The sequence below is a fragment of the Streptomyces sp. W16 genome, assembly GCF_033194735.1.
Lineage (GTDB): Bacteria > Actinomycetota > Actinomycetes > Streptomycetales > Streptomycetaceae > Streptomyces.
This window is the reverse complement of sequence record NZ_JAWOAI010000620.1, coordinates 1-5,145: the sequence shown is the minus strand read 5'-3', so window position 1 is coordinate 5,145 and position 5,145 is coordinate 1. Positions and strand designations below refer to the sequence as shown.

The following is a 5,145-nucleotide window of genomic DNA, read 5'->3' as shown; positions in this document are numbered from 1 at the left end:
CGGGGGCCGCCGGCAGCGCCCCGGCCGGCACCAGTACCTCGGCCGGCACGGGCAGCACGGCCGGTACGGGCGGTAAGGACGCCAAGGGCGGCAAGACCGGTAAGAGCTTCATACGCAGGCTCTTCACCTGGAAGAAGATCCTCGGCACGTTCCTCGGCTTCTGCCTGCTCGGGATCGGCGCGTTCATCGTGCTCTACATGATGATCAGCATCCCCGCGGGCAACGCCGACGCGAAGCTCCAGAGCAACGTCTACAAGTACAGCGACGGCTCGATCATGCTCCGCAAGGGCAAGGTCAACCGCGAGAACGTGGACCTCTCGCAGGTGCCCAAGCAGGTTCAGGAGACGTTCGTCGCCGCCGAGAACAAGACCTTCTACAAGGACTCCGGCGTCGACCTCAAGGGCACCGCGCGCGGCCTGCTCAACACGCTGTCCGGCAAGGGCGCGCAGGGTGGTTCGACGATCACCCAGCAGTACGTCAAGAACTTCTACCTGACGCAGGACCAGACCGTCACGCGCAAGCTGAAGGAAATGGTCATCTCGCTGAAGCTGGACCGCGAGAAGTCCAAGGAGTACATCCTCGCCGGCTACATCAACACCAGTTACTACGGCCGCGGCGCCTACGGCATCCAGGCCGCCGCCCAGGCCTACTACCAGGTCGACGCGAAGAAGCTCTCGGTCCAGCAGGGCGCCTATCTCGCCGCGCTGCTGCAGGCGCCGAACCAGTACGACTGGGCGATAGCGAGCGACACCGGCAAGCAGCTGGTGAAGGCGCGCTGGAACTACGTGCTGGACAACATGGTCGAGCAGAACTGGCTCAGCTCCACCGAGCGCCAGGGCATGACGTTCCCCACCCCCAAGCCGCCCAAGGCCGAGGCCGACATGGAGGGGCAGAACGGCTACGTGGTGACCGAGGCCGACGCGGCGCTGGAGAAGCAGCTGATCTCCAGTGGCCAGGCCGCCAACGCCAAGGAGGCCGAGGCGCTGGTCAGCGCGGGCGGCTGGACGATCACGCTCAACATCGACAAGAAGAAGCAGGCCCAGCTGGAGAAGGCCGTCAAGTCCCAGCTGACCAGCAAGCTCAACGCGAAGAAGCGCAAGGTCGACGGGAACGTCCAGCCCGGCGCGGTGTCCGTGGACCCCAAGACGGGCGCGGTCGTGGCGATGTACGGCGGCGTGGGCTACACCGAGCACTACCGCAACAACGCCACCCGCACCGACTACCAGCCCGCTTCCACCTTCAAGCCGGTGATCCTGGCCGCGGCCCTGGCCGACGAGGCCAAGACGCAGTCCGGCAAGACGATCACGACCAAAACGCTCTACGACGGCACCAGCAAGCGCCCGGTCGTGGGCAGCGACGTCGCCTTCGCGCCGGAGAACGAGGACGACCAGAACTACGGCAAGGTCACCGTCCAGACGGCGATGAACAAGTCGATCAACTCGGTCTTCGCGCAGCTCGGTGTCGACGTCGGCATGGACAAGGTGATGAAGACCGCCGGCGAGCTGGGCATGGACACCGGCGACCTGAAGGCCGTACCGGCGCAGACCCTGGGCACCATGGGCGCGAGCCCGATGGAGATGGCCGGTGTCTACGCCACCTTCGACAACCACGGCCGGAAGGTCACCCCGACGATCATCAAGTCGGTGGCGCACAACACGCGCACGGTCACCATGCCGAATCCGATCGGCGCCCAGGTCATCCCGCGTGAGGCCGCCGACACGGTGTCCTCGGTGCTGACCGGTGTGGTCGACGACGGTACGGCGAAGGTGTCGGTGGCCGAGAACAGCAAGCGCGACGGGCAGCAGGTCGCGGGCAAGACGGGTACCTCCGACTACAACCTGTCGGCCTGGTTCACGGGGTACACGCCCGACCTGGTCACCTCGGTGGGCCTGTTCGGTGAGAAGAAGGGCGGCGGCGCCCACGTCTCGCTGACGGGTGCGACCGGCCTGATCACCGCGGGCGGCGGCCGTATCAACGGTGGTGGCTACCCGGCGCAGATCTGGGCGACGTACATGTTCGGAGTGACCAAGGCGAACAGCAAGTTCGACCTGGACACCGACCAGGGCGCGGCCGTCGAGCCGGACTACACGCCGACCGCGACCCCGACCCTGTCGGCGACGCCGTCCGAGACGCCGACGACGAAGAGTCCGTCGCCGACCCCGACGACGGAGTCGCCCACGCCGACGCCGACCCCTACGCCGACCCCGACACCCACCCCGACGCCGACGACCAGTTCGCCGACGACACCGAGCGCCGACGACACGGACAACCCGTTCGGCCAGCTCGACCCGTAGCCGGTTCGGACGGACGAAAAGGGCGCCCGGCACACCGCCGGGCGCCCTTTCGCGTACCGCTACTCGAAGTTCGCGGCGATCCGGTCGCCGAGTTCCTTGTCCACGTGTCGCCAGTACAGCAGGGCCCGGTCGAGGACCGAGCGGGACACGTCGGCCTTCAGATGGCCGGTGATGTTCGACACCAGCCGGTCGCGGGCCGCGTCGTCGAGGACCTCGCGGACCATCGTGCCGGCCTGGCCGAAGTCGTCGTCCTCGCGGTGCAACTTCGTTGCCTCGCGCACGAGTTCACCGGCCGTCTGCCAGCTCGCCGGGTCACCGAACTGTCCGTAGTCCGCAGCCGGTCCGCCGTAGGAGTTCGGGGCGTACGGCCGCGCCGTGTTGGACGCCTCGTACCGCATCGAGCCGTCCTTGGCGTACGAGTTGACCTGTGAGTGCGGTCGATTCGGCGGCAGCTGGGCGTAGTTGGGGCCGATCCGGTACCGGTGGGTGTCCGGGTACGAGAACAGCCGGCCGAGCAGCATCTTGTCCGGCGAGGGGCCGATGCCCGGGACCAGGTTCGAGGGCTCGAAGGCGGCCTGCTCGATGTGGACGAAGTAGTCGTCCGGGTTCCGGTTCAGGGTCATGCGGCCGACGTCGATCAGCGGGTAGTCCCCGTGCGGCCAGACCTTCGTCAGGTCGAAGGGGTTGAAGCGGTAGTCCGCCGCGTCCTCGAACGGCATGATCTGGACCTTGAGGCTCCAGCTCGGCGCGTTCCCGGCCTCGATCGACTCGTGCAGGTCCCGGCGGTGCTTGTCGCCGTCCTGTCCGGCCAGCTCGTCGGCCTCTGCCTGCGTGAGGTACTCGACGCCCTGGTCGGTCTTGAAGTGGTACTTCACCCAGAACCGCTCACCGGCGCCGTTGATCCACATGTAGGTGTGGGAGCTGTAGCCGTTCATGTGGCGGTACGTCTTCGGGATGCCCCGGTCGCCCATCAGCCAGGTCACCTGGTGTGCCGACTCGGGGGAGAGGGTCCAGAAGTCCCACTGCATGTCGTTGCTGCGCAGCCCGGTCGCCGGGTGGCGCTTCTGCGAGCGGATGAAGTCCTGGAACTTGATGGTGTCCCGGACGAAGAAGACCGGGGTGTTGTTGCCCACCATGTCGTAATTGCCGTGTTCCGTATAGAACTTGAGGGCGAAGCCGCGGGGGTCGCGCCAGGTGTCGGGCGAGCCCTGCTCACCGGCCACGGTGGAGAACCGTGCCAGCATCTCGGTGCGCTTGCCCGGCTGGAAGAGGTCGGCCCGGGTGAACTGGCTTACGTCGTTGGTCACTTCGAAGAAGCCGTACGCGCCGCTGCCCTTGGCGTGCACCACCCGCTCGGGGACCCGTTCCCGGTTGAACTGGGCCATTTTCTCGATGAGGTAGTGGTCCTGGAGCAGGATCGGGCCGTCGGGTCCGACGGTGAGCGAGTGTTCGTCGCTCGCCACCGGAATGCCCACGTTGTTCGTGGTGTACGGAGTCTGCTGGGGTGCCTGCGTCACGAGCGTCCTCCTGTTCGGAAGAAAGTAGGTCGCTTTCGCTTCGCGTACCCCAGCAGTCAACTCCGACGCCGGTACCTCGGCAACTTTTGGACGGGGTCTAATTCCGGTTCAGTTCGAACCAGACCACCTTCCCGGTGCTGAGCCGGGTGGCTCCCCACCGACGGGCCAGTCTGTTGACCAGGTACAGCCCGCGCCCGCCCTCGTCGGTGGCCCGCGCCTGCCGCAGCCGTGGCAGTTGGGGCACGTCGTCGCCGACCTCGCAGCGCAGCACGTCGGTCCGCAGCAGCCGTAGCGTCACCGGGCGCGACGCGTACCGCACGGCATTGGTCACCACCTCGCTGACCAGCAGCTCCACGGAGTCGCTCATGTCCTCCATGCCCCAGCGGGCCAGCGCCCGCCGGGCCAGCCGGCGGGCCTGGCCGGGCGCCGAGTCCTCCGGGTCGAGGAACCAGTACGCGACATCGCTCGGCGCGATCCCGTCGAAGCGGGCGGCGAGCAGCGCGATGTCGTCGTCCCGGTCGCCCGGGCCGAGCATGTCGAGCACCTCGTCGCACAGGGCTTCCAGGGGCGGCGGATGATCGGGTCCGGTGAGCTGCGCGACCGCGGCGAGCTTCTCGCGCAGCTGCTCTATCCCGGTCCAGACGTCCCTGAGGCGCGACTCGACCAGCCCGTCCGTGTACAGCAGCAGCGTCGCCCCGGCGGGCGCGTCCAGCTCCACGGCCTCGAAGTCGACCCCGCCGACGCCGATCGGGGCACCGGGCGGCACCCGCAGGACCTCGGCACGGCCGCCCAGGTGCAGCAGCACCGGTGGCGGATGGCCCGCGTTGGCGATGGTGATGCGGTGCGAGACCGGGTCGTAGACCGCGTAGAGGCAGGTCGCCATGCGGTCGGTGCCCAGCCGCTGGGCCTGTTCGTCGAGGTGGTGCAGGACCTCCTGCGGGGGCAGGTCGAGACCGGCCAACGTCTGTGCGGTGGTGCGGAGTTGGCCCATGATCGCGGCCGAGGTCATGGAGTGGCCCATGACGTCGCCGACGACCAGGGCGACCCGGCTGCCGGGCAGCGGGATCGCGTCGTACCAGTCACCGCCGACGCGTGCCGTCTCCGCGGCGGGCAGATACCGGGACGCCAGCCGCACGCCGGTGGGGCGCGGGAGGGTCTCCGGGAGCATGGTGCGCTGCAGCTCGTCGGCGATGTACGCCTCACGGCCGTAGAGCACCGCCTTGTCGATGCCCAGCGCGCTGTGCGTGGCGAGTTGGGCGGCCACCAGGAGGTCGTCCGCCTCGAACGCCATGCGCTCCGGGCGGCGCAGGAAGAGCGCGGCGCCGATCACCCGG

Annotated in this window: 3 protein-coding genes; 1 reads left to right on the top strand and 2 read right to left on the bottom strand. The window is 68.3% G+C overall.

All coding sequences use genetic code 11. The features are described from left to right. Positions 1-2,294 (top strand): transglycosylase domain-containing protein (locus R6V09_RS45410; RefSeq protein ID WP_442810264.1); only part of this gene is annotated, 2,294 nt, incomplete at its 5' end. Positions 2,295-2,353: 59 nt separating this feature from the next. On the opposite strand, the gene R6V09_RS45405 is transcribed toward R6V09_RS45410, so the two are convergent. Continuing rightward, positions 2,354-3,811 carry a catalase gene (locus tag R6V09_RS45405; RefSeq protein ID WP_317887332.1) on the bottom strand — a complete coding sequence of 486 codons (1,458 nt, stop codon included), beginning with the start codon at positions 3,809-3,811 and terminating at the stop codon, positions 2,354-2,356. Positions 3,812-3,908: 97 nt separating this feature from the next. Next, the coding region (locus R6V09_RS45400) for an ATP-binding SpoIIE family protein phosphatase (RefSeq protein ID WP_317887331.1) at positions 3,909-5,145 on the bottom strand (1,237 nt) is incomplete at its 5' end.